We start from the raw sequence: 24,896 nt of genomic DNA on the forward strand, positions 1-24,896 counted from the left end.
GGGGGGAGGGATGCGGAGGGGGTGTCGGCCGGCCCCGCGTCCCTGGATCTGTGGCTTCGGGTTGCGGCCTGCGCCCATTCTCTCCCGCTCCCTGGGCCCGTGTCCTCGGCCGAACGGCCGACCCCGTTCGGGTCAACGAGGGGCAACGAGGGGCCGACCAGGCGTTTTCGGGGCGGGAGTTGTGGCCGAACGGCCGAGGCGGAGGCGGGCGGGATTCCGCGAAGGTTGACGCAGACGGCAGGGCCGCGAGGGCCCAGCCGCGATCGACCGAGGAGCGTCTCCCGTGCGACACCACCAACGGCTCGCCATCGCCGCCGGCATCGGCCTCGCCGCCACCTTCGCCGTCCCCGCCGGCTCAGCGCACGCGATCAGCGGAGGGAAGCCGGCCTCGTCGGCGCCGTGGTCCGTGCAGGTCTACAGCGACGGACGGTTCGCCTGCACGGGGACGATGCTGACGGACCGTTGGGTGCTGACCGCCTACCACTGCTACAACGACGAGCCCGGCAAGATGACGGTTCGCGTGGGAGACACCCGCGTCGGCCACGGCGTGCGCGCCGACGTCGCCCGCATCCACCACCTGACCGACACCAACGGCCTGGACGACGTGGCCCTCTTCCACCTCTCGAAGCCGGTCAAGGCACCCCACGTCCGACTGGCGAGGACGGACCCGCCCAAGGGCGCGGTCGTGGACATCTACGGCTTCGGCAACTTCGGCCCCCACCCCAAGAACCTCCGCAAGGCCACGAACCGGGTGACCGCCGTCAAGCACGACGACATCATCGGCCGGGCGATCTGGACGAAGAAGCTGACGGGGGACAGCGAGCCGGGCGACTCGGGCGGGCCCGCGTTCTACAAGGGCAAGCAGGTGGGGGTGCTGTTCGGGCCGAACGAGTACAGCAGCGTGGCGGCACACCGGAGCTGGATAAGGAGCGTCACCGGGGTGTGATCGTCGGGAGGCCAGGAGGCCAGGAGGCCAGGAGGCCAGGAGGCCGGGAGCTCAGGAGAGGGTGGCGGGCCGGAGGTGGACATGGAAATGGGTGGCGTCGGCGGGGGCGGGTTCGCCGTTCGGGGTGGTGACGGCGGTGACGGTCAGGCCGGCGGTGCCGGCGAGGTGGCCGAAGGTGGCGCGGGGGTACCAGTGCAGGAGCCAGGGGCGGTCGACGGTGTCGGTGTCGGGGCCGTGGTGGCGTTCGTAGCGCAGGAGGGCGGTCTGGGTGCGGGCCTGCTCGTCGCGGCGCTCGGAGACGACGGACACACGGAGTTCGGCGCCGTCGGGGGCGGTGGTGGTGCGGACGTGGCCGATCTGGTCGGCGGGGGTGGGCTCGGGGGTGAAGAGGGGGACGAGGGCGGTGCCGTCGTCGGTGAGGTGGGCGCGGATCGCGCGCAGGGCGGCGAGGGCGGTGGCGTCGTCGGGGAGGAGGGTGAAGGTGGGGCCGGCGAGGAAGATCGACCGGTAGCGGCGGGGCAGGTCGAGGGCCTCCATGCGCTGGTGGAACACGGTGACGGGGAGGCCCTGTTCGTCCGCTCGGTGCCGGAGGCGGGCCAGCATGTCGGGGGAGGAGTCGACGCCGTCGACGTCGAGGCCGCGACGGCGGAGTTCGAGCAGGGGGTCGCCGTCTCCGCAGCCCAGTTCCAGGGCGGGGGTGCCGGTGCTGCGGACGAAGTCCGCGTAGGGTTCCGGGTCCTGGGAGTGGGACTTCAGGGGTCCGTAGATCTCCGCGACGATGCCGGTGTAGAAGTCAGCTGGGTCCACGGCGGTCACCTTAGGCGCACAGGGGTCGCACGTTCACTCGAATATCGGGGTTCGCGGGAGCCCCGCCCCGGCCGGCGTGTGAACGATGTGCGCAAGTTGGGAACGGTGTGCGCATCGCGGGGTATGCTGGGCCGGACCGAGCCACCGGTGAGGAACAGGAGCGTCATGACGGCCAAGCGGAATCCGATCCCCTCGGTGTGGGCCCGCCCCCGGCGCGAACCGGAGCAGCCCGCGCTGAGCCGGGGCGCGATCGTGCGCGAGGCGGTCGCGATGCTGGACGCGGAGGGTGTCGAGGCGCTCAGCATGCGCAAGCTGGGGGCCCGCCTGAACGCGGGTGCGACCTCGCTGTACCGGCACGTGGCCACCAAGGAAGAGCTGATGGAGCTGGCGGCCGACGAGGTCTTCGGCGAGATCTCCGTACCGGCCGACGGGGAGTGGCGGACGGCCGTCACCGGGGCCGCCTTCTCCTTCCGGGCGACGACCCTGCGCCACCCTTGGCTGGCCTCCGTCCTCGGTCAGGCCGGCCTCGCCTACCTCGGCCCCAACCTCATGTCCCGCACGGAGAGCCTCGCCGCCCTCTTCGTCCGCGCCGGCTTCCCCGACCCGGGCAACGCGATCTCGGCCCTCCTGTCCTACGTCACCGGCATGAGCGCCACGGAGGCCGCCTGGCTCAGCACGGTCGCCCGTTCCGGCGACACCGAGACCGAGTTCGTCGCCCGCCTGATGCCGGCGGCGGAACAGGCTGCGGCCGGCTACACCCACCTCGCGGACGGCCACCGCGCACAGGAAGGGCAGAGCCCGGCGGAGGCGCGGGAGTCGAAGTTCCGGTACGGACTCGACGTCGTCCTGGACGGGCTGGCGCTGAGGCTGCCGGACGGGGGGTGAGAGCGCCGGCCGGGCAAATCGCCGTACCGGTCTCGACCTTGACCCGACCTGCCCCCGCCTCAACCTCGACTGCGATCCCGGCCCCCGCCCCGACTCACCTCGCCCCGGCCCCGGTCCCAACCCGCCCTCGCCGGCCGGTCACCCCGACCCCGGCGGCAGCCCGTGCTCGTCCATCCGATGCCGCATCCCGCTGGCCGTCACGGACAGCCAGTCGTGCGGGGTGAGTCCGCTCTCGCCCCGCCACGCGGAATCGGCGACACCGGACAGCAGCCCGCACACCCAGCAGCCCGGGACCGGCACGAAGGCGTTGGACGGAGGCCGCCGGTTCGGTGCGAGGTGTCCGTCCGGACCCTTCATGGCCGGGGTCCCTTCGGGAGCGGTGAATCCGCCTACGCCCAGCAGCCGTTGACAGTCGCCGCGAGCCCGTCGAGCGCGTCCTTCGTGTCGCCCGGCGCGGCCGTCGAGTTGTTCTCGACGAAGGAGAACACCTTCCACCGCCCGTCCTGCGCCTGGGTGAACCCGCTGAGCGCGATCGCCCCGGTGAGCGTGCCGGTCTTGGCCATCACCTTGCCGACGGCGCACGAGGAGTCGGCCGTGTCGAAGCGCCCCCACTCGGGACCGAGCGTGGCCCCGGCCTCACCGGCGACGGGCAGCCCGTCCTTGATGTACTTGAGGGTCTGGCTGTAGCGCGGGTTGGTCGTGAGGTCGAGGATCTGCGCGAGGGTCTGCGCGGGGATCTTGTTCGCCCGGGACAGCCCGCTGCCGTCGTTGATCTCGAAGTTCTCCAGCGAGACGCCGTACCGCCGGCTGAGGACGTCGCGGACGACGGCGGTGCCGTCCTCGAACGTGGCCTGGCGGCCCGCGCCGAGCGCGGTCATCCGCAGCAGGGTCTCGGCGATGTTGTTGTCGCTGACCTTCAGCATGTGCTTGACGATCGTGGACAGCTTCCCCGAGCGGTGCACGGCGACGGGGACGTCCGAGGAGGTCGCGGTGGCGTGCGCGACGGCGCCGTCTACCGTGACGCCCTGGTCGGCGAGGAGCTTCGCGAAGACCTGGCCGGCGTCGAGGGAGGTGTCGGTGACGCCGTGGCCGTCCACGACGAGCGCGCGGACCGGGGCGATGTTGTCGGGGTAGTAGCCGTCGTTCCAGCCGTTGGCGAGCGAGGGCTCGGGGAAGAGACTGTCGTCGACACGGACCTTGACGGTGGTCAGACCCGCCGCCTTGAGACCGTCGACGGCCGTCTTCGCCATCTCCTGGAGGTCGCCCGTCGTCAGCGTGCGGTCGCCGCCGCCGACGAGGGTGAGCGTGCCGTCGCCGTACACGACCTTCGTGGTGAAGCGGTGGTCGGGGCCGAGGACGGTGAGGGCGGCGGTCGACGTGGCGAGCTTGGTGTTGGACGCGGGCATCAGGGCCGTCGCCGCGTCGTGGCCCCAGATCTGCTTGTCGGACTTGGCGTCGATGACGACACCGCTGAACGTGGAGCCGAGCCGGACGTCCTGGACGCGGGTGTTGAGGTTGTCCGCGATCTTCTGCTCGGCCGCGTCGAGCTCCGTCACGCCCGCCTTGGCCGTGTTGACCTTGTCGGCGGCGAACGCGGACTGGCCGGCCAGGATGGTGCCGGCGACCGGCGCCACGGCCGCGACCAGCAGGGCCCGGCGGACCGCCGGGTTCATCGGCCGGGGCTTGCGGTGGCGTCCGCGTGCGCCGGAGAGGGGGGAGCTCGACATGGGGGGTCCTCGGAACAGCCTGTGGGGGAAGGTTCTGGCCGAAAGTTAGCAGCCGAATTCTCTTGTACATTCAAGTAATGGTGAAGGAAATGTGAAGGCGTCGGAGGGGCGTGTGGCGCGGCAGGGGTCGGGCGCGGGGTATAGTTGATCTCACGCCGAAGGGCCCAACTCGGGCCGGACGGCAGTGCGTTGGTGGTCCAAGGAAAGACGCCCCGCTTCCTGCGGGGAGATGTAAGTGCAAGGCTTGCCCAGCGCTCGGAAAAAGAAGGCCCCGCTTCTCAGGAAGCGGGGCCTTCGGCCATGTCGGGCCCGGCGTGTCAGCTCGCCCGGCAGGTCACATCCCCGGCCGGCAGGCGCCCGCTCGACAGATAGGCGCGCACCCCCTCGTCCGCGCAGGAGTTCCCGTACACCCCGAACACCGCGTGCTGCGCCGGCCCGGCCAGGGTGATCAGCCGTGACGACGGCCAGTTCCGGCGCTGGGCGAGGGCGCCCGCGTACGTGGTGCGGGGGTCGCCGGTGGCGTTGACGAGGAGCGCCGGGAAATCGTCCCGGACGGTGGTCGGGGCCTCGCGCGGGGCGTCCCAGAAGGCGCAGGGGCCGATGTTCCGGGTGACCGGCGCGAACAGCGGCTCGACCGACCGGCCCCGCTCGACGTCCCGCCGGTACACCTCGGGATCGCGCGGCGCCGCCACGTCACCGCACAGGATCGCCGACTGCACACTGCCGTACGCCGACTCGTCACCGGTCAGCACGAACCTCAGCGTCTCCGCCAGCGACGCCACCGGCTCGACCGGCACCCCCTGCGCGGCCCGCTTCAAGTCCCGCACCGCGAGGGCCAGTTCGCCGTACGCCTGGTCGTTGTCCTGGGAGAGGCCGGTGAACAGGACGACGGGGACGACGCGTTCGTCGACCTGATACGCACCCACCGTGAGCGGCCCGCGTGTCGCCGCCGCCTGGATGCCGTCGACCGTCTTCAGAACGGCGTCACGGGACGCGCCCAGTCCGTACGCCGCGTGCCGTGCCGCCGCCCAGTCCGCCCAGTCCGTCAGCGCGGCCCGGTTCTCGGACTCCGTCTGCCGCAGGAGACGCGGGGAGTAGCGGGCCGGGTCGATGACGCCGTCCAGGACCATGCGCTCGACGCGGGCGGGGAACATCGTCGCGAACACCTCGCCCAGATAACTCCCGTACGAGTAGCCCAAGTAGGAGATCTTCCGCTCGCCCAGCGCCGCCCGGATCACGTCCATGTCGCGGGCGGTGTTGCGGGTCGTGACGTACGGCAGGACGTCCCCGGCGCCTCGCCGGCACCGCTCGGCGAGGTCCCGTGCGAAGGACGCCGCCCGCTCGAACCGGGTCCCGGCGCCCCAAATGGACGTGCCTGTGGGCCACTTGCAGTCCAGCGGCGTGCTGCGGCCCACGAAGCGGGGGTCCACCCCGACGATGTCGTACCGGCCCGCGACCTCCTTCAGCGCGCCATGTATCCAGGGCGCGTCCCCGATCGTGGAGCCGCCGGGGCCACCGCCGTTGAGGAGCAGGGGGCCGATCCGGTGCGCGGTGTCGGTCGCCCGGATACGGGATATCGCGACGGTGACGGTCCGCCCGCCGGGGTTCGCGTAGTCCAACGGCACGGTCACGTCGGCGCACTTGGCGCCCGCCTGCTCCAACTCCTTCCCGGTCGTGTCGTCCGGCCCGGTCACGCAGCTCTGCCAGTCGAGGCGCTGCTCGTAGAAAGGGGACAGGGGGGAGGAGGCCGAGGCGGCCGGGGTCGTCAGGGGGAGCGCGGCGAGGGCGAGGGCGCCGCAGAGGGCGAGGCGTGTCGAGAGTGCTTTCACACAACGACACGCTAGGCAGGCGCAGTTGGCGGAACACTCCGACAGACCCGCCGACCCGCCCGGGGGCGGGCCCCCTTGCGCGCCGCGCCGGAAGCCGGTAACACCTGGGAGACATGAGGGAGTTGGCGGAACGGGTCGCGCTGCTGGACGCCGCGCTGCGCCCCGTCGCCGAGCGGCCGGTGGACTTCACGAACCCCGAGTGGGCCGCCGAACTCGGCCAGGACCTGGGCCCGTGGGACGACGCCGACGCGCTTCTCGCGGAGATCATCGACCGCTACGACACGGACGACGACGCGACCCGCGCCGCACTGCGCGCCCTGCTCGCCCGCCACCCCTCGTTCCGCTGGGCCACCACCTCGCCCCGCGACCCGACCCCCGAGGGGTTCCGCCGCCGCCTCCTGCACCTCTCCCTCGTCGACCACGGCCACGACACCCGCGACGAACTCCTCACCCTGTGGGATCTGTGCCGGCAGGCGAGGGAGGCCGGAGTGGACCTGACGGCGACACTCCGGGAGGTCGCCGAACTGTCGAGCGGGGACGACAGATACGGGATGGGATCGATGCGGGACATCCTGCGAGGGGCAGCCGCCCAGGCTTGAGCCGACGACACCCCGGAGCCCACAAGCCCAATCCCGCCCCGAGTCCACAAGTCCAAGCCCACCCCGAGCCCACAAGCCCCCTGCCCCCCGAGCCGGAGGCGCCCGCAAGCACCCCCGGCCCCACCTCAAACCCCTTACTCCCCCTTCGGCCCCGCCTGCTGCACCACCTCGAACGACCACAGCGTCGACGCGGAGGACGCCGGCTTCGGGCGCTCGCCCCCGCCCTCACCCCCGCCCCCCTGATGCGCCTGCTTCATCGGCCCCTCCATCCACGCCTGGAAGGACGCCTCGTCCCGCCAGCGCGTGTAGACGAGGTAGGTCTCGGTGCCCTCGACCGGCCGCAGCAGCTCGAACCACTCGAAACCGTCGGAGTTCTCGACCGCGTGGGCCCGCCCGGCGAACCGCTTCTCCAGGGTCTCGCGCTGCTCGGCGGGGACCGTCAGTACGTTGATCTTGACTACGCTCATGCCCCCCATCCTGCCCGCCACGACGAAAGGCGCCGCACACCGGCCCCCGGATCACGACATGCGGCGTCCCGGGGCCTGCCCGACACTGTGAGCCCGGGGGTCGCACGTGAGGAGCGTTCCGCATGGCCTCGATGCTCTACCGGCTCGGCAGATGGTCCTTCCGACGGCGTTGGTACGTGACAGCCCTGTGGGTCCTGATCCTCGTCGGACTCGGCGCGGCCTCGGCGGCGGCCCCGGCGGCCCCCAACACCGCGTTCTCCGCACCCGGCATCGAGGCCCAGCGCGCCTTCGACCTGATGGACAAGCGGTTCCCCGGCGCCCAGGCCAACGGCGCGACCGCCCGCCTGGTCTTCGTCGCCCCCAAGGGGGAGCAGGTCACGTCGGCCGCGAACAAGGCGGCCATCGACAAGGCCGTCACCCAGGCGGCGGGCGGCGCGCAGGTCGCCTCCGCCGTCGGCCCCTTCCAGGCCGGCGCCGTCAGCAAGGACGGCTCGACGGCGTACGCGACGGTCACCTACAAGGTCGCCGCCGACGACCTCACCGACGCCGCGAAGAACACCCTGCGCGGCGCCGCCCAGGGTGCGAGGGACGCGGGCCTGACCGTCGAGGCGGGCGGTACGGCGCTCGCGGAGACGCCGGGCGCGGGCGGGGCGGGTGAGGTCATCGGCATCGTCGTCGCCGCCGTCGTCCTGCTCGTCACCTTCGGCTCGCTGGCCGCCGCCGGTCTCCCGCTGCTCACGGCCGTCCTCGGCGTCGGGGTCAGCATGACCGCGATCACCTCCCTGGCCAGCTCGTTCGGGCTCACCTCGACGACCGGCACGCTCGCCACGATGCTGGGCCTGGCCTGCGGTATCGACTACGCCCTGTTCGTGCTGTCCCGCTACCGCGAGGAGCGCGCCAACGGGCACACGGAGGAGGACGCGGCCGGGCTAGCCGTCGGCACGGCCGGTTCGGCGGTCGTCTTCGCGGGCCTGACCGTCGTCATCGCGCTCGCAGGGCTCTCCGTCGTCGGCATCCCGATGCTCACCAAGATGGGCCTGTGCGCGGCGGGGGCGGTCGTCATCGCCGTGCTGGTCTGTCTGACCCTGGCCCCGGCACTGATCGGGTTCTGGCCGCGCGCCGTGCTCTCGCGGCGCTACCGGCTCACCGGGCGGCGGGTGCAGGGCGTGCTCGGCAACCGGGGCAGCCGGTGGGCGGAGTTCGTGCAGCGCCACCCCTTCCCCGTCCGGTTCACGGCGGTGGCGAGCCTCGTCGTCCTCGCGATCCCGGTCCTGCACCTCCAGCTCGGCATGCCCGGCGACGAGGTCAAGTCGACGTCGACGACCGAACGCCGCGCCTACGACGACCTCGCCAAGGGCTTCGGGCCCGGCTTCAACGGGCCGCTGACGATCGTCGTCGACGCGCAGAAGGCGGGCGACGCGAAGGCGGCCGTCTCGGCGATCGAGGCGAAGATCAAGGCGACGGAGGGCGTCGTCTCGGTCACCCCGGCCCGCTTCAACCAGACCGGGGACACCGCCGTGTTCTCCGCCGTCTCCGCCTGGTCGCCGACCGACAAGAAGACCGAGGACCTCGTCCACTCGATCCGCGACCATCGCAAGGAGACGGTGGCCGGGACGGGCGCGACCTTCGAGGTCACCGGGACGACCGCGCTCAACATCGACGTCGCCCAGAAGGTCCAGCGCGCGCTGATCCCCTACCTGGTCGTCGTGGTCGGGTTCGCGATCATCCTGCTGCTGATGGTGTTCCGGTCGATCTTCATCCCGCTGAAGGCGGCGTTCGGCTTCCTGCTCTCCGTGCTCGCCGCCCTCGGCTGCGTCGTCGCCGTCTTCCAGTGGGGCTGGCTCGCGAGCCTCATCGGCGTCGAGTCGACCGGGCCGATCATGAGCATGATGCCGATCTTCCTCGTCGGCATCGTGTTCGGCCTGGCCATGGACTACGAGGTCTTCCTCGTCTCCCGCATCCGCGAGGCGTACGTCCACGGCCAGGGCGCCGGGGAGGCCATCACCACCGGCTTCCGCTACAGCGCCCGGGTCGTGGCCGCCGCCGCGCTCATCATGATCTCGGTCTTCGCCGGCTTCATCACCGCCTCCGAGTCCATGATCAAGATGATCGGCTTCGGTCTCGCCGTCGCCGTCCTCTTCGACGCGTTCGTCGTCCGCATGGCCTTCGTGCCCGGCGTCCTCGCCCTCCTCGGCGACAAGGTGGCCTGGCTCCCGCGCTGGCTCGACCGCCTCCTGCCGCACCTCGACATCGAGGGCGAGGCCCTCAGCCGCGCCCACCCGGCCCCGACCCCGCAGGCCGGCACCGAACCCGTCGACTAGCAGACGTTCTGCGTACTGTTCACCAGCCGGATGTTGCGGAACGTCGTGTTCGACCCGCACGGGTTCTCGGTGATCCGCGAGTTCGTGACCGTGAGGTTCTGTACGACGATGTCGGCGTTGTTCGGGAATTCGGACCGGGCGGCGAGGCGGATCTCGCCGCCCCCGGTGACGGTCCCGCTCTGCGCCGCGAGGCTGACGTTCGTGCAGTTCTCGATGAGGACGGCGTTGTTGCCGGTGTTCGTCAGGCTGATCCGGTCGATGACCGCGCCGCCGCTCTCCGACACGCAGAACACCCCCCGCCCGCCGCCGCGCGCGACGACCTCGCCGACCCGGATGTTCGTCGGGTAGGCGTTGCCGATCCGCCCGTTGCGGTTGGCCATCCGGAACGCCGCGTACCCGGTCCCGGCGCCCGCGCCGTCCGCGTCGACCTTCGTGACGGTCGCGTTGACGGTCTGGTTGAGCAGCAGCCCCGACTCGCCGACGTTGCGCGCGGTGACCGTCCCGACGGTCAGCCCGTCCACGCCGTACGTCTCGACGGCGTGACTGGACGCCCCGGACACGAACACGTTGTCGATCCGGACGTTGCGGGTCCACTCGGCGGTGTTGCCCCGGTTGTCGATGCGTACCCCGAGGCCGGACGACAGCCGCATGTCGAGCTGGCCGAGGACCACGTTCTGGACGTTGCGCAGGAAGACCCCGTACAGCGGGGAGCCCGTCAGGGTGAGGTGCTGGACCTCGATGTCCCGGGTGCCGCGCGAGTACACCGGCGCCTGGTCGCCCGAGCCGCTGCCGGTGACGTTGATCGTGCCGCACACGTCGAGGACGGTGTAGCTCGGCAGGGAGACCCGGGAACCGGCGCCGATGTTCCCCGAGCCCCGGACGACGACCCGCTCCTTCGAAGTCCGGTTCGCCGTCAGGCTGTTGACGGCCGCCTGCATCGCGGCCCGCATGTCCGTGCCGGTGTAGCTGACCGTACTGCCCCGCCGCGCCGTCCAGGTGGAGCCGTTCAGGACGGCCTCCGCCTGGTAGGAGCCCTCGCCGCAGGCCGCCGCCGAGGCGGTGGGGGAGTGGGTGAACAGGAGGCCGCCGGTGAGCAGGGCCAGGGCGGTCGCGGTGGTGCCGAATCGGCGCATGGTCGTCTCCTGTGGGGTGGGAGAGTGCGGGTGGAAAGCGCTTTCCCGGGAGTGTGGCCAGTGCGCGGGCCTACGTCAAGGGTTCGTAAAATCAGCGCAGTCGGAGCCGCGCGGGCGCCGGTGCGACGCGTACGGCCGGGGCGCCGGTCCAGCGCAGTAGCGTCGACCCCCAGGTCACCCCGCCCCCGAACGCGATGATCACCACCAGATCACCGTCCCGCAGCCGCCCCTCGGACGCCGCCTTCGCCAGCGCGTAAGGGATGTTCGCGGCACCGATGTTGCCCACCTCGTCGCCCACCACGACCAGTTGACGGTCCGTCACCCCCATCTCGCGCGCGGCCCGTTGGAGCAGCACCGGGTTCGGCTGATGGGTGACGACGAGCGCGACGTCGTCCAGCGTCACCCGGCCCCGGCCCAGCGCGTCGGCCAGCATGCGCGGGAACACGTCCAGGATGAAATCGCGAACTCCCTTGCCGTTCATGGTGATCCGCTGGCCCCCGGCACCCACCGGGGCACGGCTGCCGCCCGCCGCGATCATCGCGTGGTCCGCGAACCGCCCGTCCGAACCGAGCGTGAACGCCCCGAACCCCCGCCCCTCGGCGACCGGACCGAGGAGCGTGGCCGCCGCGCCGTCCCCGAACAGGGAGGCGGTGGCCCGGTCGGCGGGGTCCACGAACTTCGAGTACGCCTCGACACCCACCACCGCCGCGTACCGCGCCGACCCGTCCCCGGCCAGCCAGTCGCACGCCACCCGCACCCCGAACAGCCAGCCCGAACACGCCGCCGTCACATCCAGCGCCACCGCGTGCCGCGCCCCCGTCAGCGCCTGCACCCGGCACGCCGTCGCCGGCCCCAGCTCGTCCGGCGTCGAGGTCGCCACCACCAGCAGATCGAGCCGCTCGGCCTCCAGACGGCCCGCCGCGAGCGCCGACTTGAGGGCCGCCGCCCCCAGATCCGACGCCGCCTCGTCCGGCGCCGCCACATGCCGGGCCAGCACCCCCGTCCGCCCGGCGATCCACTCCGCCGACACCCCGGCCGCCGGCCCGACCTCGTCGTTCGTGCGCCGCCGCGCCGGCAGATAGGAACCGGCGCCGACGACGCCTGTCGGTACGTTCATCACGCAGCCTTCCGCAGAGAGGGAACCGGGCCCAGGCGGCGCCGCACGGCCCGCACCGGCCGAGGAGGGGACAGGGAACCGGCGTTCGACAGCCGCCCGGCGCCGCCCTCTCGTTCTCGCACAGCACCACGACGACGGGCGAGGCACACACGAAGCAGTACGGCTCACGCCGCGCTCCGCGCGAGCCGGGGGCGCACCCACGGACACCACGGACGGCCGCCGCCCGTCCGCGCGCGCCGCAATGCCGACCATGCGTCCTTTACAGGCGGCGAACAGGTGGTTTGACTTAGGGCGGGTGGTTTCGACCCAGGGAGGGCACCCTCCGGCGACCCGGCATGCCACCCGGTGACCGCGACCGTGCGCCTCCCCGGCCACCCCGGTCGCCCCTCGGCCGCGCCGACGGACCCGGCCGCCCGTCCCCCCACCTCCGCCGCTCCCCCCCAGCACCCGCCGACTCCGGCCCGCGCACCGTGCGTACGACTGCTGCTTTCTCACCTGGCCGATCACGAAAGGCAGTTGACGTTGAGCATCCTCACGCCCGTCCCGCCCGAGGAACAGGTGGCCGACTACCTCCGTACCCGGGTCGACACCGACGCCGGGCAGCCGGTGCGCCGGCGGGCACTCGCGGACGTGCGGGAGGCGTTCGCGAGTGCCGCGCTCCCGCCCGGCAGCCCGGTCCTCGTCGCCGTCCCCGACGCGCACACCCAGCTCACCGCGTTCCTCGCCGCCCACTACGCGGGCCTCGTCCCCGTCCTGCTGCCCCGCGCCTGCCCCGAGCACCGGCGCCGGATCATCGCGGACGCACTCGGCGCCGCCGCCCTCGCGACCACCGCCCCCGACCTCGTCGTCCGCCGCATCGCCACCACCCACCCCCGCACCTACGAACCCGGGCAGGCCATCGTCATGACCTCCGCGACCTCCGGGACCGCCGGAGGCTGTCTGCACCGGGTCGCCGCCCTGTTCGACAACGCGCGCCGGCACGCGGCGGCGATCGGGCTGCGCGCCGCGGACACCGTCTGGCTCAACCTGCCGCTGCACTACTCCTTCGCGCTCGTCGCCCAGGCCCTCGCCGGGATAGCGACCGGCGCCCGGCTCGTCCTCAGCGGACCCCCCTTCGCGCCCGGCACCTACCGGGAGGGGCTCAGCCGGCACGGCGTGACGGTCTCCTCCCTGTCCCCGTCCCTGGTCCGCTCGTTCCTCGACGACACCTACGAACTCCCCGCCTCCCTGCGCGTGCTGACCGTCGGCGGGGACTCCCTGGAGGCCACCCACGTCAAGGAACTCCTCGCCCGGCACCGGGGCGGCGAGCTCTACCTCACCTACGGGCTCACCGAGGCCGGCCCCCGCGTCTCCACCCTCGCCGCCCACCGCGCACCCCCCGAGCGGTACACCTCCGTCGGCCTCCCGCTGCCGGGCGTCGAAGTCGCCGTGCGCGGCGAACGCCTCAAGGGCGAACTCCTCGTGACGACCCCCAGCGCGATGGTCCGGCGCGTCGGACACGGCGCGGCCGGGCGGCGCGGGCTCGTCGCGGCCGACACGGTCGCCACCGGGGACGTGTTCCGGGTCGACGACAGCGGGCACCTCTTCTTCTGCGGCCGGATAGCCGACTTCGTCGTCATCAACGGCGACCGGGTGTCCCTGCGCTGGGTGCGGGAGCTGGTCGGCGCGCTGCCGGGGGTGCTGCACGTGCGGACCGAGATCGTGCGGTCCGTCGCCGGGCGCGGGGGGATGGGGCGGCAGCGGTACCGGCTCCATGTCACCGCCCGGGGGGCCGGGCACGCCGTCCGCGATCAGGTGACCCGGCGGCTCAAGGAGGTGCTGCTGCGGGTCGAGTTCCCCTGCGACGTGGTCGTACGGGAGCCTCAGGCCAACGAGTTCGCCAAGTGATCCCACAGTGCCTCGGCGTAGTGCGGGGCGCCGAGCGGGGGAGTGGGGTCCGGGCGGGGGTCGAACTGTGCGGCCAGCTCGGGGAGTCGAGGGGCGAGTTCGGCGCAGAGGCGGTCGATCGCCTTCGGGAGGGCGCGTACGGCGTCGGGGGTGAGGACGCCGGTCGCGACGAGGCGGCCGGCGGAGCGGTCGGCCTGGAGGAGGCCGAAGAGGGTGGCGAGGGGGTGTGCGTGCGTGTGTTCGGGTGCGTGTTCGGGTGCGGCCAGGGTGTCGGCCAGGAAGGTCGCCGCCGTCGCCTCGCCGAGTTCCTTGAGGCGGGGGAGGTCGTCGGGGGAGGTGTCGGCCGCGAGACGGAGTGCGTGCGTGCGGGAGACGCTCGGCCACCAGCTCGGGTCGGTCAACTCGCCGGGGACGGCGGGGCCTTGGGTGCCATTTGTGCTGAGCGCTGCCCGTCCCGTATCCAGGAGGATCAGCGCGTTGTCCCCGCCCGCCACGGTGAACGCCTGCGCGGCACCGAGGTACCCCTCCAGCAGGTTGACGTCCAGGAACCCGGCGAGCCCGCAGCGCCGCCGGCACACCTCGACGACCCGTGCCGCCTCCTCCGTCGACACCGCTTTCAGCAGGGCGAGGGAGGCGTCCACGGCCACCCACGGAGACAGCGCCGCCTCCGGGGCGGGCTCACCCGAGGTCTTCGACCGCCACGCCGCGAGCGCCGCGTCCGCCGCCCGGGAGAGCGCGTACACGCCGGACAGCGCTTCCAGCAGGGCCCGTTGGTGGGTGAGATGGGCCAGCAGAGGCTGCCCCGACGGTGTCGTACGGTGCTGCGCGAACCGGAGTGCGGAGGCGGTCGCCCGTGCGGACATCGCGGACATCGCGGAGGGGACCGTCGCCCACAGGGTCTGGCCGACCGACATGGTCCGGCGCAGCCGGGCGCCGGGTGAGCCCGAGGGGTCGGTGAAACGGCCGTCCGTGTCGATCCAGGCCCCGTCGGACAGCCAACGTCCGTACGGGACACGGCAGTTCCGGAACCGGATCAGGCCGTACTCCAGCGGTAGCGCGCTCGCCGTGAGGGGCCCCGAGATCTCCACACCCGGCGCGGCCCGCTCGCCGTCGGTGAGGTCCACGAGGAACGTGAACGTCCCCCGGTCCACGCCCTCGACCACCGCCCGTGCGACGACCGCGCCGAAGGTCGGCACGCCGTCGGGCCGGACGCTGGAGAACTTCACGGCGTCCGCGTCGGGGGTGTCGAGCACGAACTCCTTTGCCGTGGCGTCGAATCGGGCTGTCGTGCGGGCGCCGAGGTGACTGCCGGCCCGTCCGGCCTCCGTCACCAGGAACACCCCCTTGGCCGTCCCCCGCTCCAGCGCCTCCCGGGCCGGTTTCAGGGCGGCGTCGTCGGAGCCGAAGGAGACGACCGCGTTGAGGCAGAGGGTGTAGTGGTTGACCAGCGCCATGTACAGCGCGGGCCGCCGCACCGCCGCCCTCGCCTGGACGTCCGCCAACCGGTCGATGTCCGCCAGGAGTTGACCGGCGTCGCCGAGAACGGCCGCGCAGCGAAGCAGAGCTGACGCCACGTCACCCCCGTCGACCGGGAGAGCCTCATCGCCCATTGGACACCCCCGTCACCCACGCGAACCCGTCCGCCGTGAGCGGAGCCACCGCTGTGACGTCCCGCCCCGCGAACACCTCCCGCGCGCTGCGCGTCAACGCGCTCCCGGTACCGGCCTCCAGGAGCAGCGCCGGACCGCCGCCCACCGCCTGCCGCAGCACCCCCGGCAGCCGGGCCGGCCGGGTCAGACCGTACGACAGGACCTCGCGGACGTCGTCGTCCGGCCGGTACGCCCGCCCCAACAGGGAGGAGTGCACGGGGAGTCGGGCCACGTCCACCCGGACGTCCCGGATGCTCTCGACGAACCGCCGCGCGTCGTCCTCCAGTTCGGGGTGATGGCACAGGAACGGCAGCCTCAGCCGGACGACCGGCAGGGCGAGCCCGAGGAGGAGCTGTTCGGCGAGGGTGACGGTGTCGGACGGGCCGGTGAGGATGACCCGGCGGTCGTCGTTGACGCAGGCCAGGGTCAGGCCGGGGAGGTGCAGGGCGGCGAGGAGGCGGTGGGCCTCGGCCTCCGGGTCGCCGTCCGTCGCCGGGGGCTCGACCAGGAGCATGCCGCCGGGGTGACCGGTCAGCGCGCGGGCCACCAGGCAGGCGATCCGGGTGCCGTCCGCGACGTCCAGCATGCCCGCAGCGACGCAGGCCGCGATGTCGCCGAAGCTCATGCCGACCACCCGGTCCGGGGCGAACCCCGAGCGGCACAGCGCCCGGTGCACGGCCACCGAGCACGCGAACAGCGCGTACTGCGGCGTTCCCACCGGGCCGTCCGCCAGCTCCCGTGAACTCCTCAACTCCCCGCTCAGTAACCGCGACACGACCGGCGCCACCCCGAACTCCCCGGCCACCGCGTCGCCTTCGGCGGCGACCTCCTCCAACGCCTCCTCCACGACGTCCTGCGCGTCCAGCGCCCCGAGCAGCGGCGCCAGCGAGAAATCCCCCTGCCCGGCGAAGGCATGGACCACCAACCGACCGTTCACCACAGCACCTCCCGAACTCGGCCGTCCTCACACGCCGTCGCGTGTCCCTCGACCACAGACCTCAGCACAGGCCGCCCCGGCGTCGGCAGAGCGCGCGGCGGCACAGGGGAGCGACACGGGCGCGTGGCCCTCCGGGCGAGGGCGGGGAGTGGGGCCGGGGCGCCGCGCCGATGTGGGGGAACGCCTCGCGGGCTGCCCGGCGGCCGTGGCGCGTACACCGTCCCGGCCGGCCGTGGCACATCGTGCGGCCCCGGCCTTCGGTGGCGCGCACGCGCTCCCGGCAGCCCGCGGCGCGCACCCGTCCCGGCCGCCGTCCGGCGCGTGCGCCCGGCTCACACGGCCGGACGCCGGGTCTTCACCGGCTCCCGCGTGTGCGCCCCGCTCACACCGGGCCGAGGAAACGGATGTGCGGACGGCCGTCGGCCGCCTCCTCGGGGAAGGTGACCGTGGCGCGTACGCCGTACACGTCCGCCACGAGCGACTCCGTCAGGACCTCGCGGGGGGTGCCGGCCGCGATGACGCGGCCCTGTTTGAGGACGGCCAGGCGGTCGCAGTACATCGCCGCGAGGTTGAGGTCGTGGAGGGCGACGACCGTCGTGATGCCCAGCTCCGTGACCAGGGACATCAGGGCCAACTGGTGCTGGATGTCGAGGTGGTTGGTCGGCTCGTCCAGGAGCAGCTCACGGGGGTCCTGCGCGAGGGCGCGCGCGATGTGCACCCGCTGCCGCTCCCCGCCCGACAGGGAGTGCCAGGGCCGCTCCGCCTTGTCCGCGAGCCCGGTACGCTCCAGCGCCGTCCGCACGGCGTCCTCGTCACCCGGCGCGGCCGGCGCCCACGCCCGCCGGTGCGGGATACGGCCCAGCCGGACGACGTCGACGACCGTCAGCGCGACCTGCGTGTCCGCCTGCTGCTCGACGACGGCGACCCGGCGCGCGACCGCCCGGCGGCCCACCTCCGGCAGCGGGCGGCCGTCGAGGGTGACGGTGCCCGAGTCCGGGGCGAGGACACCCGCGAGGAGCCGCAGCAGCGTGGACTTCCCGGAGCCGTTCGGCCCGAGCAGGCCCGTGACCTCGCCGGGGCGCGGGGTGAGGGTGACGCCGTCGAGGATCAGGGTGCCGCCCGCCGTACGGCGGACCCGGTCCGCGTTCAGCCCGTTCACCGCGCCCCCTTCGTCCGGTACAGCACCGCCACGAACGCCGGCACCCCGATCAGGGACGTCACGACCCCCACCGGGACCTCCTGCGGGGCGAGGACCGTCCGGGCCAGCGTGTCGACCCAGACCAGGAACACCGCGCCCGCCAGCGCCGTCGCCGGGAGCAGCCGGGTGTGGCCGGGGCCGGTGAGGGCGCGGGTCGCGTGCGGCAGGACCAGGCCGACGAAGCCGATCGCACCCGCCGAGCTGACCAGGGCCGCCGTCAGCAGCGCCGTCGTACAGAGCAGGATCAGCCGGGTACGGGCCACGGAGACGCCCAGCGACGTCGCCGCGTCCTGGCCGAACGCGAACGCGTCCAGCGTGCGGGCCTGGCCCACGCAGACCAGCAGCGCCACCGCGAGGATCGCCGCGCCGACCGCGACGTCCGTCCAGTCCGCGCCGCTCAGCGAGCCCAGCAGCCAGAACAGGATGCCCCGCGTGGTCTCCGCGTCGGCGGCCGTCATCACGATGAACGACGTCAGCGCCGAGAACAGCTGCATCGCCGCGACCCCCGCGAGGACCACCCGGTCCGTCGTCCCGCCCAGCGTGTGACTGAGCAGCAGCACCAGCCCGAACGACAGCATCGCCCCGATGAACGCCCCGCCCGACACCGACACGAGCCCGCCGCCCGCGCCGAGGACGACGATGACGACCGCGCCCGTCGACGCGCCCGAGGAGACGCCCAGCACGAACGGGTCCGCGAGGGGGTTGCGCAGCAGCGACTGCATCACCGCCCCGCACACCGCGAGCCCCGCCCCGCACACTGCCGCGAGGAGCGTGCGCGGGAGCCGCAGGTTCCACACGATGCCGTCCCGCAGCGGGCTCAGCTCCGAGTGGCCCCAGCCGAGATGGGACGCCACCGACGCCCACACGTCACCGACGGCGATGTCCGCCGGGCCGATCGTGATCGCCAGGGCGACCGAGAGGGCCAGCAGCGCGAGGCCGCCCGCGCCGAGCAGCAGCCCGCGGGCCGTCGCCCGGGTCATCCCGCGAGGCCGTCCGCGCGCAGCGCCGCCGCGACCTTCTCGATGCCCTCGACCGTACGGATCGTCGGGTTCATGGCCTGACCGGACAGCAGGACGTACCGCTTCTTCTTCACCGCCGTCATGTTCTTCGTGACCGGGTTCGACTCCAGGAACTCGATCTTCTTCGCGGCGGTCTCCGCGGTCTGCTGCTTACGGGTCAGGTCGCCGATCACCAGGACGTCCGGGTCGCGGTCGGCGACCGTCTCCCAACTCACCTGCGGCCACTCGTCCTTCGTGTCTGCGAAGGCGTTCTTCGCGTCCAGCGTGCGGGTGATGACGCCGGGGGCGCCGCAACAGCCCGCCAGGTAGGGGGACTGGGAGTTCGCGAACCAGTACAGCAGCGTGACGTCCTGCGCCTTGAGGCCCGAAGTCGCCGCCGTCACGCGCTTCTTGAGGTCGGCGACCAGTTTCTCGCCGCGTTCCTCGACACCGAAGATCCTTGCCAGGTCCAGGACTTCGCCGTAGATCGTGTCGATCGCGAGGGGCTGGGTGCGGGCGCCGTCGCCGTCCCCGCCGTTGTCCTTGCCGACGCAGTCGGAGGGGGAGAGGTACGTCGGGACGCCCAGCTTCTCGAACTGCTCGCGCGGGGCGACGCCGCCCTTGCCGAGGGTCGAGGCGAACGAGGCGGCCACGAAGTCCGGTTCGGTGTCGAGGACGGTCTCCAGGGAGGGGGCGTTGTCCGCGAGGCGCTTGACCTTCGCGTTCTCCTTCGTCAGGTTCGCGGAGACCGGGTCGGTCCAGGTCGCCGTGCCGACCATGCGGTCCGCGAGACCCAGGGAGAGCATGATCTCGGTCGTGCCCTGGTTGAGGGAGACCGCCCGCTTCGGCGGGGAGCCGACGGTGACCTTCTGCCCGCAGTTCGTGAGCGTCACCGCCTCGGCGGCGCTCTTGGAGTCCTTCTCCGAGGACCCTCCGCACCCGGTCAGCAGGACGGCGGAGACGATGAACAGGGCAGCGGGACGTGCGAGCCGCACAGAGCATCCTTCGGCGTCGAGGGCTCGTACGCGAAGCCCGGTCGTACGGTCGAACCCCCGACCGTCTTCCCGGCCGGTGGCCGCCAGCAGGTCTTCGGACTCGGGATCGTCCGGCCGGAGCGCCTTCCCGGACGAACTCACCCCGTCCAGTGGCCTGTTGCCCCGCCCGTCACCCTCACCGCTGCGCGTCAGCTCCGGATTCCCACCGGATTCCCTGACCCGTGCGCCCACCTGCGCGCACATGGGTTCGACTGGCCCTGGGAAGCTATCACACGCCCTCCGCCCGCCACCGGTCCGCGCGCACCGCGTACACGTACTCACTGCCCCACTCGCCGTCCCCGTCGAGATCGTTCTCCACGAGGTGCGCCTCCCTGGCCATCCCCAGCCGCTCGCACACCCGCACCGACCCGGTGTTCCGGGTGTCCAGCCGGGCGAAGAGCCGGTGGACCCCGAACGCCTCGAAGGCGAGAGCGGCCACCGCCCGCGCCGCCTCCGCCGCGTACCCCTGTCCGCCGTGCGCCGGATGGAACACCCACCCGATCTCCGCCTGCCGCGCCCGCGCGCTCGCCAGCTTCAGCACGATCTCCCCGACGACCCCCGGCTCCTGCGCCCGGCACACCGCGACCACCAGATCGTCGCCGTCCTCGGCCCACCGCGTCCCGGCGGACCGCCGCACCAGCGATTCCGCGCACTTGTCCCTGGTCAGCGGCGGCCGGTACAGGTAGCGGGCCACCTCGGGAATCCCCTGGTAGGCGTGCAGGTCGTCGAGGTCGTCCGGGGTGAAGAGGCGCAGGCGGAGGCGTTCGGTGGAGAGGGGGAGTGTGATCACCGGGTCAAGCTATCCCCGGGAGGGAGCCGTACGCCTCAGGGTTTCCCGGCGTCCGCGAGGCTGAGCCGCCATCGCACCTCGCCCTCCTGCCACTCCCCGGTCGCCGTCAGTCCCGCACTCGCCGCGACGGCGGCCGACGCCCGGTGGTCCGGGTGGACATGGGCGACGACGGTGTCCACCCCCTTCTCGACGAGCCACCCGACCAACCCCCGGGCGGCTTCCCCGGCGATCCCCCGCCCCTGCCACGGGGTCCCCACCACCCACGCCACCCCCGCGACGGCCCTCCGCTCGACCGTCGCCTGAACAGTCCCCACCAGGCACCCTCCCTCACGCAGCCGGACCACCCAGTTCAGCCAGTCCACCCCCGGCTCGGAGGAACCGGCGGCGAGGCGCAGGTAGCGCTCGTGCAGAGCCTCCGGAGTGTCCGGTGCACCACCGATGAAGGCATGGAGCGCAGGATCGGACAGCACGACCGCCATCTCCCCGGCGTGCTCGACGCGCAAGGGCACAAGATCGAGCCGCCCGGTACGGATCGCCTCCGCCATGAGGCCGTGCCTGGCGGTCACTCCCGCGCCTCCTCATACCGGGCCATGATCGCCGCGAGCCGGACGGCCCACTCGCGCTCGGCGACGTCGAGGCCCTGCTCCAGCGTCTCGACGAACGACACCCGGCTCACCGACGCCACGGTCGGCGCCCCCAGCGCCGGACGCCCCTCCTCGTACAACCGACAACCGAGATGCAGCCACTCCCCATCAGGAAACGCGAACGCCCTCACATCGTTGGTGCACTCACCCCAGTCCAGAAACGCCCACCGAGCAAGCGCCTCCCCCACCTCGGGCTCCTCCCCGACCTCGTCGTACGCCCAACTCTCCGCGACGAGAAACGCCTCGACCGGCGAACTGAACCCCACCGGCGCCGCCCCCGCCCCACGGAACCGCGGCAACTCGTCCCCGAGCTTCTTCACCAGCAGCGGCGGATAGAACGCGTTGTCCCACGCGTTCACATGCACCCCGCCCACGAACACATCCACACACAACAACCCCGGGTCCCGCTCGACATGAAACTCCAGCCCGAACCCGTCCCGCGACCCGAACAACCGACCCCCGCCCTCGTACGCCATCCCGCCACCCTACTGACCTACCCCGCGTCCTCGTACGACGACGCCCCCACCGACCGCTCCCCACCGAGCCACGTCGTCAGGGCCCACCACCAGTGGAGGGTCTCCGTGTGGCCGCCCGGGCCGCTGCCCAGGGAGCTGCCGGTGATTTGCTGGAGGCGGGCGAGGCGGTAGCGGACGGTGTTGGGGTGGGTGAAGAGGGCGGCGGCGGTCTGGTCGAGGCGGCGGCCGAGGTCGAGGAAGGTGAGGGCGGTCAGGGCGAGTTGGCGGTGGAAGTCGTCGGTGGGGTCCAGGGAGCCGAGGAGGCGGGTCGTCAGGTAGGTGCCCAGGAGGGGTTGTTCAGCCAGGGCCAACTCTGCTGCGAGGTCAGTTAGTTGGTGCAGGCCGTGGTGGCCGCGGCGGCGGACCAGGTCGACGGCGCGGACGCAGAGGCGGTACAGCTCGGGGAGGTCCGCGAGGGGGGCGGGTGGGGCGACGACGACCAGGGCGCCGGGTTCGAGTTGTTGCGGGGTCGGGGGGAGCGGGGCGATACCGGCGAGCCGGCCGTCCAGGAGGGCCGTCGCGGCGGGGACGCCGGCGAGGGCGGAGCCGTCCGCCGCGAGGCAGTGGTAGAGGCCGTCGGCGCCGGGCCGGATACCGGCACGGGAGAGTTCCGAGGCGGGCGGGACCGCGCCGCCCAGCAGGACCTGCCGCAGAAGTCGCGCGCGGGCGGCCCCCGTTCCGCGCGGGGTCTCGCGCTCGGCGGCCCGGTAGCCGTTGATGACCTGCCGCTCGACGGCGTCGCCGTACTCCTTCAGCCGCAGCACGACGTGGAGTTGGGCCCGGTCGGGGACGCCGGCCGAGCGGCAGCGGTCGACGGTGATCTCGACCGCGCGGGTCAGCGCGGCCTGCACCCCGCGCAGGACGACGGTCATCGGCACGCCCTGGACCGCGCGGTCGGCGCCGAGCAACAGGGCGGCGGTGAAGTCCTGTTCGTCCAGGGAGTCGGGATGCCCGAGCCCCGAGAACCAGGTGCCGGCCGCCCGGAGCATCGCCGTCGCGTGCGAACGGGTCTCCTCCTCGGTGAGCCGGGCCAGTTCGGGGGAGCGCCTGCGGGCCGCCGCGACGAGTTCCCGGCACACGTCCCGGTCGTCGGCCATGCCACGCAGGATTCCGACGACCGGTTCGGGTCCGTGGCGGACGCTCAATGGGTCCCCTTCGCTCGTCCGGACGCTGTGTCCGGGCCACAACGAAGGGGAGTTCCTGTTGCCGCCCGGCCACTACCAGATCACGGTGACGACCTGATTTCCTGTGGGCTACCGACGGTAACAGGCCGGTTCCCACTGCAACACCCTTCCGTACCCCCGCACGTCTCGTGCCCCTTCCGAGAGGCAAGTCCATGGAGAATGTGGAGAGTTCCGCTCCCGACAGCCCCGCCGCCGAGACCCTCGCCGGGGGTCCCGCCGCCGACGTCTCGCGCCGCCGTGTGATGACCGTGGCCGGCGGTGTCCTCGCCGGTGCCGCCCTCGCCCAGTCGTTCGCCGCCCCGTCGTTCGCCGCGGCGGCGCAGGACGCGGACGCCATCGTCGTAGGACACGGTCTGGCCGGGCTCGTCGCCACGTCCGAACTCGTCGCCGCCGGGCGGAAGGTGCTGCTGCTCGACCAGGAGCCCGAGGCGAGCATCGGCGGGCAGGCGTTCTGGTCGTTCGGCGGGCTGTTCTTCGTCGACTCCGACGAACAGCGGCTGATGGGCATCAAGGACAGCCGCGACCTCGCCTGGCAGGACTGGCTCGGCACGGCCGGCTTCGACCGGGGCATCACCGACCCCGCCGGACAGGACTACTGGGCCTACAAGTGGGCCGAGGCGTACGTCAACTTCGCGTCCGGCGAGAAGCGGTCCTGGCTCGCCGGGCTCGGCGTCCAGTGGTTCCCGATCGTCGGCTGGGCCGAGCGCGGGGGCGGCCTCGCGACCGGCCACGGCAACTCCGTACCCCGCTTCCACGTCACGTGGGGGACCGGGCCCGCCGTCGTCGAGCCGTTCGAGAAGAAGGTCCGCGCCGGGGTCTCCGCGGGCAAGGTCACCTTCAAGTTCCGGCACCGCGTGGACGAGCTGATCGTCACGAACGGCACCGTCACCGGCGTCCGGGGCGCTCTCCTCGAACCCTCCAACGCGGCGCGCGGCACGGCGAGTTCACGTACGGTCGTCGGCGATTTCGAACTCCGCGCGCCCGTTGTCGTCGTCACCTCCGGCGGGATCGGCGCCAACCACGATCTCGTACGCGCCAACTGGCCCGCGCGGATGGGGAATCCGCCGAAGTCGATGATCACGGGCGTGCCCGCGCACGTCGACGGCCGCATGCTGGGGATCACGCAGAAGGCGGGCGGGCGGATCGTCAACCCCGACCGGATGTGGCACTACACGGAGGGGCTGCGCAACTACGCGCCCATCTGGCCCGGCCACGGCATCCGCATCCTCCCCGGACCGTCCTCCATGTGGTTCGACGCGAAGGGGAAGCGGTTCGACACGCCCGACATCCCCGGGTACGACACCCTCCACACGCTCAAGACGATCACCGACTCCGGGTACGACTACTCCTGGTTCGTCACCACGCAGAAGATCCTCGCGAAGGAGTTCGCGCTGTCGGGGTCCGAGCAGAACCCCGACCTCACGAACAAGGACGTCTGGAAGCTGCTCTCCCGGATCTGGCAGTCGCCCGAGCCGATCGAGAAGTTCAAGGAGAAGGGGGCGGACTTCGTCGTCGCGTCGTCGCTCTCCGAACTCGTCGCCGGTATGAACAAGCTGACCGGTGAGAACCTCATCGACCTCGCCGACCTGAAGCGGCAGATCGAGGCGCGGGACCGGGAGATCGACAACCCGTACACCAAGGACGTCCAGGTCATGGGTATCCGCAACGCCCTCAGCTACCCCGGCGACAGCCTCAGCCGTACGGCGTCCGCCCACAAGATCCTCGACTCCTCGGCGGGGCCGCTGATCGCCGTCCACCTCAACATCCTGACGCGCAAGACGCTGGGGGGTTTGCAGACGGACCTGTCCGGCCGCGTCCTCAACGCGGCAGGTTCACCGATTCCCGGTCTGTACGCGGCGGGTGAGGTGGCGGGCTTCGGCGGGGGTGGCGTGCACGGGTACCGGTCGCTGGAGGGGACGTTCCTGGGAGGCTGCTTGTTCTCGGGCCGCCAGGCGGGGAAGGCGGCGGGGGCGGCACTGTAGGAGGTCGGCTGCGGGAGCGTCGTGGCTGGTCGCGCAGTTCCCCGCGCCCCTGAAGGACATGGCTGATGCCCGCGTGTGAGCGCACAGCCCCGCGCCCCTGGAAGGGTGGCGGCTTCGCCGCCGATCCTTCCAGGGGCGCGTTGTGCTGAAAAGACGGGCACCAGCCATGTCTTTTCAGGGGCGCGGGGCTGTGCGCTCACAGACGGGCACCAGCCATGTCTTTTCAGGGGCGCGGGGCTGTGCGCTG

General features: G+C 72.6%; 22 protein-coding genes and 1 riboswitch. Of the genes, 6 read left to right on the forward strand and 16 right to left on the reverse strand.

Going from position 1 to position 24,896, the window contains the following annotated elements:
• The first annotated feature begins 283 nt into the window (after window positions 1-283).
• Entirely contained in the window at window positions 284-946 is a 663-nt protein-coding gene (locus tag ABZX85_RS21745; RefSeq protein ID WP_355870899.1) for a DUF1986 domain-containing protein, read from the forward strand.
• A 51-nt stretch (window positions 947-997) separates the two neighbouring features.
• On the opposite strand, the gene ABZX85_RS21750 is transcribed toward ABZX85_RS21745, so the two are convergent.
• Window positions 998-1,753, reverse strand: a complete 756-nt coding sequence (locus ABZX85_RS21750) for a class I SAM-dependent methyltransferase (RefSeq protein WP_355870902.1) — start codon at window positions 1,751-1,753, stop codon at window positions 998-1,000.
• A 165-nt stretch (window positions 1,754-1,918) separates the two neighbouring features.
• On the opposite strand from ABZX85_RS21750, the gene ABZX85_RS21755 reads away from it, so the two are divergent.
• Window positions 1,919-2,638, forward strand: coding sequence for a TetR/AcrR family transcriptional regulator C-terminal domain-containing protein (locus tag ABZX85_RS21755; RefSeq protein WP_355870904.1), 720 nt, complete (start codon window positions 1,919-1,921; stop codon window positions 2,636-2,638).
• A gap of 138 nt (window positions 2,639-2,776) precedes the next feature.
• Here the strand turns inward: ABZX85_RS21755 and ABZX85_RS21760 are convergent, their stop codons facing one another.
• The 3 genes from ABZX85_RS21760 to ABZX85_RS21770 all read right to left on the reverse strand — a co-directional run bounded on the left by ABZX85_RS21760 (window position 2,777) and on the right by ABZX85_RS21770 (window position 6,194).
• The gene (locus tag ABZX85_RS21760) at window positions 2,777-2,995 is read right to left on the reverse strand and encodes a hypothetical protein (protein WP_355870907.1); all 219 of its coding nucleotides are present in this window, start codon (window positions 2,993-2,995) and stop codon (window positions 2,777-2,779) included.
• 32 nt (window positions 2,996-3,027) lie between these two features.
• Window positions 3,028-4,365 (reverse strand): D-alanyl-D-alanine carboxypeptidase/D-alanyl-D-alanine-endopeptidase, encoded by a 1,338-nt coding sequence (gene dacB, locus ABZX85_RS21765; protein ID WP_355870909.1) that lies wholly within the window; start codon window positions 4,363-4,365, stop codon window positions 3,028-3,030.
• A 317-nt stretch (window positions 4,366-4,682) separates the two neighbouring features.
• Window positions 4,683-6,194 (reverse strand): alpha/beta fold hydrolase, encoded by a 1,512-nt coding sequence (locus ABZX85_RS21770; protein WP_355870912.1) that lies wholly within the window; start codon window positions 6,192-6,194, stop codon window positions 4,683-4,685.
• 113 nt (window positions 6,195-6,307) lie between these two features.
• Between ABZX85_RS21770 and ABZX85_RS21775 the strand changes: the two genes are divergently transcribed.
• Entirely contained in the window at window positions 6,308-6,793 is a 486-nt protein-coding gene (locus tag ABZX85_RS21775; RefSeq protein WP_355870914.1) for a hypothetical protein, read from the forward strand.
• A gap of 134 nt (window positions 6,794-6,927) precedes the next feature.
• On the opposite strand, the gene ABZX85_RS21780 is transcribed toward ABZX85_RS21775, so the two are convergent.
• Complete coding sequence (locus ABZX85_RS21780; protein WP_355870916.1) at window positions 6,928-7,260, reverse strand: antibiotic biosynthesis monooxygenase; 333 nt, start codon at window positions 7,258-7,260, stop codon at window positions 6,928-6,930.
• A 122-nt stretch (window positions 7,261-7,382) separates the two neighbouring features.
• On the opposite strand from ABZX85_RS21780, the gene ABZX85_RS21785 reads away from it, so the two are divergent.
• Window positions 7,383-9,581, forward strand: coding sequence for an MMPL family transporter (locus ABZX85_RS21785; protein WP_355870919.1), 2,199 nt, complete (start codon window positions 7,383-7,385; stop codon window positions 9,579-9,581).
• Here the strand turns inward: ABZX85_RS21785 and ABZX85_RS21790 are convergent.
• Both ABZX85_RS21790 and ABZX85_RS21795 read right to left on the reverse strand, forming a co-directional pair.
• Window positions 9,578-10,714, reverse strand: coding sequence for a hypothetical protein (locus tag ABZX85_RS21790; RefSeq protein WP_355870921.1), 1,137 nt, complete (start codon window positions 10,712-10,714; stop codon window positions 9,578-9,580). The genes ABZX85_RS21785 and ABZX85_RS21790 overlap by 4 nt on opposite strands.
• 91 nt (window positions 10,715-10,805) lie before the next feature.
• A complete protein-coding gene (locus ABZX85_RS21795) occupies window positions 10,806-11,831 on the reverse strand; it encodes a ketoacyl-ACP synthase III (RefSeq protein ID WP_355870924.1) in 1,026 nt (341 codons plus the stop codon).
• Between the two features lie 516 nt (window positions 11,832-12,347).
• Between ABZX85_RS21795 and ABZX85_RS21800 the strand changes: the two genes are divergently transcribed.
• The gene (locus ABZX85_RS21800) at window positions 12,348-13,718 is read left to right on the forward strand and encodes an AMP-binding protein (protein ID WP_355870926.1); all 1,371 of its coding nucleotides are present in this window, start codon (window positions 12,348-12,350) and stop codon (window positions 13,716-13,718) included.
• Here the strand turns inward: ABZX85_RS21800 and ABZX85_RS21805 are convergent.
• The 9 genes from ABZX85_RS21805 to ABZX85_RS21845 all read right to left on the reverse strand — a co-directional run bounded on the left by ABZX85_RS21805 (window position 13,694) and on the right by ABZX85_RS21845 (window position 22,580).
• A complete protein-coding gene (locus ABZX85_RS21805; protein ID WP_355870928.1) occupies window positions 13,694-15,292 on the reverse strand; it encodes an acyl-CoA oxidase in 1,599 nt (532 codons plus the stop codon). The two genes, ABZX85_RS21800 and ABZX85_RS21805, sit on opposite strands and share 25 nt — an antisense overlap.
• A gap of 25 nt (window positions 15,293-15,317) precedes the next feature.
• Window positions 15,318-16,304: an acyltransferase domain-containing protein gene (locus ABZX85_RS21810; RefSeq protein ID WP_355870930.1), complete on the reverse strand. Its 987-nt coding sequence runs from the start codon at window positions 16,302-16,304 to the stop codon at window positions 15,318-15,320.
• Window positions 16,305-16,686: 382 nt separating this feature from the next.
• Window positions 16,687-17,463 (reverse strand): ABC transporter ATP-binding protein, encoded by a 777-nt coding sequence (locus tag ABZX85_RS21815; RefSeq protein ID WP_355870933.1) that lies wholly within the window; start codon window positions 17,461-17,463, stop codon window positions 16,687-16,689.
• Window positions 17,460-18,482: an iron chelate uptake ABC transporter family permease subunit gene (locus ABZX85_RS21820; protein WP_355870935.1), complete on the reverse strand. Its 1,023-nt coding sequence runs from the start codon at window positions 18,480-18,482 to the stop codon at window positions 17,460-17,462. The genes ABZX85_RS21815 and ABZX85_RS21820 overlap by 4 nt, the downstream gene beginning before the upstream one ends.
• Window positions 18,479-19,495 (reverse strand): ABC transporter substrate-binding protein, encoded by a 1,017-nt coding sequence (locus ABZX85_RS21825; RefSeq protein ID WP_355870937.1) that lies wholly within the window; start codon window positions 19,493-19,495, stop codon window positions 18,479-18,481. The genes ABZX85_RS21820 and ABZX85_RS21825 overlap by 4 nt, the downstream gene beginning before the upstream one ends.
• A gap of 88 nt (window positions 19,496-19,583) precedes the next feature.
• Window positions 19,584-19,711, reverse strand: a riboswitch (cobalamin riboswitch).
• 52 nt (window positions 19,712-19,763) lie between these two features.
• A complete protein-coding gene (locus ABZX85_RS21830; protein WP_355870940.1) occupies window positions 19,764-20,324 on the reverse strand; it encodes a GNAT family N-acetyltransferase in 561 nt (186 codons plus the stop codon).
• Window positions 20,325-20,359: 35 nt separating this feature from the next.
• Window positions 20,360-20,869, reverse strand: a complete 510-nt coding sequence (locus ABZX85_RS21835; protein WP_355871442.1) for a GNAT family N-acetyltransferase — start codon at window positions 20,867-20,869, stop codon at window positions 20,360-20,362.
• A gap of 17 nt (window positions 20,870-20,886) precedes the next feature.
• Window positions 20,887-21,444: a hypothetical protein gene (locus tag ABZX85_RS21840; RefSeq protein ID WP_355870942.1), complete on the reverse strand. Its 558-nt coding sequence runs from the start codon at window positions 21,442-21,444 to the stop codon at window positions 20,887-20,889.
• A gap of 17 nt (window positions 21,445-21,461) precedes the next feature.
• Complete coding sequence (locus ABZX85_RS21845) at window positions 21,462-22,580, reverse strand: helix-turn-helix domain-containing protein (RefSeq protein ID WP_355870944.1); 1,119 nt, start codon at window positions 22,578-22,580, stop codon at window positions 21,462-21,464.
• Window positions 22,581-22,909: 329 nt separating this feature from the next.
• Between ABZX85_RS21845 and ABZX85_RS21850 the strand changes: the two genes are divergently transcribed.
• Window positions 22,910-24,649, forward strand: coding sequence for an FAD-binding dehydrogenase (locus tag ABZX85_RS21850; RefSeq protein ID WP_355871444.1), 1,740 nt, complete (start codon window positions 22,910-22,912; stop codon window positions 24,647-24,649).
• Window positions 24,650-24,896 lie beyond the last annotated feature (247 nt).

This window comes from Streptomyces sp. NPDC004539, assembly GCF_040610055.1.
Lineage (GTDB): Bacteria > Actinomycetota > Actinomycetes > Streptomycetales > Streptomycetaceae > Streptomyces.

Excerpts from the sequence above, each read along its gene's own strand:
- ABZX85_RS21755 (WP_355870904.1), top strand. The coding sequence starts at position 1,919 with ATGACGGCCAAGCGGAATCCGATCCCCTCGGTGTGGGCCCGCCCCCGG.
- ABZX85_RS21760 (WP_355870907.1), bottom strand. The coding sequence starts at position 2,995 with ATGAAGGGTCCGGACGGACACCTCGCACCGAACCGGCGGCCTCCGTCC.
- dacB (WP_355870909.1), bottom strand. The coding sequence starts at position 4,365 with ATGTCGAGCTCCCCCCTCTCCGGCGCACGCGGACGCCACCGCAAGCCC.
- ABZX85_RS21775 (WP_355870914.1), top strand. The coding sequence starts at position 6,308 with ATGAGGGAGTTGGCGGAACGGGTCGCGCTGCTGGACGCCGCGCTGCGC.
- ABZX85_RS21780 (WP_355870916.1), bottom strand. The coding sequence starts at position 7,260 with ATGAGCGTAGTCAAGATCAACGTACTGACGGTCCCCGCCGAGCAGCGC.
- ABZX85_RS21785 (WP_355870919.1), top strand. The coding sequence starts at position 7,383 with ATGGCCTCGATGCTCTACCGGCTCGGCAGATGGTCCTTCCGACGGCGT.
- ABZX85_RS21790 (WP_355870921.1), bottom strand. The coding sequence starts at position 10,714 with ATGCGCCGATTCGGCACCACCGCGACCGCCCTGGCCCTGCTCACCGGC.
- ABZX85_RS21795 (WP_355870924.1), bottom strand. The coding sequence starts at position 11,831 with ATGAACGTACCGACAGGCGTCGTCGGCGCCGGTTCCTATCTGCCGGCG.
- ABZX85_RS21820 (WP_355870935.1), bottom strand. The coding sequence starts at position 18,482 with ATGACCCGGGCGACGGCCCGCGGGCTGCTGCTCGGCGCGGGCGGCCTC.
- ABZX85_RS21835 (WP_355871442.1), bottom strand. The coding sequence starts at position 20,869 with ATGGCGGAGGCGATCCGTACCGGGCGGCTCGATCTTGTGCCCTTGCGC.
- ABZX85_RS21840 (WP_355870942.1), bottom strand. The coding sequence starts at position 21,444 with ATGGCGTACGAGGGCGGGGGTCGGTTGTTCGGGTCGCGGGACGGGTTC.
- ABZX85_RS21845 (WP_355870944.1), bottom strand. The coding sequence starts at position 22,580 with ATGGCCGACGACCGGGACGTGTGCCGGGAACTCGTCGCGGCGGCCCGC.
- ABZX85_RS21850 (WP_355871444.1), top strand. The coding sequence starts at position 22,910 with ATGACCGTGGCCGGCGGTGTCCTCGCCGGTGCCGCCCTCGCCCAGTCG.